Source organism: Streptomyces milbemycinicus (assembly GCF_002154605.1).
Lineage (GTDB): Bacteria > Actinomycetota > Actinomycetes > Streptomycetales > Streptomycetaceae > Streptomyces > Streptomyces milbemycinicus.
The window spans coordinates 1-784 of sequence record NZ_MUNE01001015.1; the positions used below are offsets into that span (position 1 = coordinate 1).

Sequence of the window (784 nt, forward strand, 5' to 3'; positions counted from 1 at the left end):
GCAGATCCTGACGGTCGACCCCGGGGCCATCGACTGGGCCGGGTTCACCACGCACGCCCGTGAGGGGGCGGGGGTGGCGCGCGGGCTTGGGCGCAGGCCCGTGGTGCTGTACTCGCCCGGGATGTACAACGAGCGCACGCTGGACACCAGTGCCGTGGTGGAGCTGGCCGGCCAGGGCTATGTCGTGGTGACGGTCGACCCGACGTACGAGGCGCACGCCGTGGAGTTCCCCGACGGGAGGGTCGCCGAGGCGTCGTCGGAGATCGGCAAGATCGAGCCGGTCGCGGACCGCAACAAGGCGGTGCTGGAGGTGCGGGTGGCCGACGTCCGGTTCGTACTGGACCGGCTGGAGGTGCTTGCGCGCGGTGGCAACCCGGACGCCGGGGGGCGGCAGTTGCCCAGCGGGCTCGGCGCGGCGCTGGACATGGCGCGGGTCGGGATGTTCGGCCACTCGCTCGGCGGCATGACGACGGCGGAGGCCATGCGGCTGGACCGCCGGATCCGGGCCGGGGTCAACCTGGACGGGCCGCTGGGCTACGACTGGACCGACCCCGATCTGCTGCTGCCGGTCGCGCACAGCGGGCTCGACCGGCCGTTTCTGCTGATGGGGGCGTGGCTGGCGACCACGTCGGGGCGGCTGCCGCACACCCATGAGCACTCGCCCTCCTGGCGGGCGCTGTGGCAGAACTCGACGGGGTGGAAGCGCGATCTGTGGACGCAGGCGGCCGAGCACAACTCGTTCACCGACTACGAGATCGTCCTCCCCGCCCTCGCCGAGCGCCTT

General features: G+C 72.7%; 1 protein-coding gene. It reads left to right on the top strand.

Going from position 1 to position 784, the window contains the following annotated elements:
• On the top strand, window positions 1–784 hold a 784-nt coding region (locus CCN51_RS50460), incomplete at both ends, for an alpha/beta hydrolase family protein (RefSeq protein ID WP_086861179.1).